1 pseudogene is annotated in these 279 nt (G+C 64.5%); it reads right to left on the bottom strand.

From position 1 onward, the window contains the following. Positions 1-279, bottom strand: a pseudogene (locus AC0IYH_RS31190) (hypothetical protein); the annotation flags it as partial.

Below are 279 nucleotides of genomic sequence, written 5' to 3'. Positions count from 1 at the left end.
AGGGCGCTCAGTGCACCGCCCCATTTCGGATCAAGGCCCATCAGTGCATTGAGGCCTAAGCCAGCCCCGGCGATGTTGCCGACGTTGAAGACCAGGCCGCCGAAGATCACCAGTAAGGCGAGCAGGTAGCCGCTGCCGGGAATCGCCGCGTTGGCGACCTCCGAGGCGCGCATGCGAGTCAGGGTGACGATGCGCCAGACGTTCAGTTGCACCACGAAGTCGATGAGGATCGACGCCAGGATGCCGAACGCGAACGCCGCGCCCATGTTCGCCGTGAAG

It is taken from the genome of Pseudomonas sp. AC463 (genome assembly GCF_979253585.1).
The sequence above is the reverse complement of the archived record's forward strand: the minus strand, read 5'-3'. Positions and strand labels throughout refer to the sequence as shown.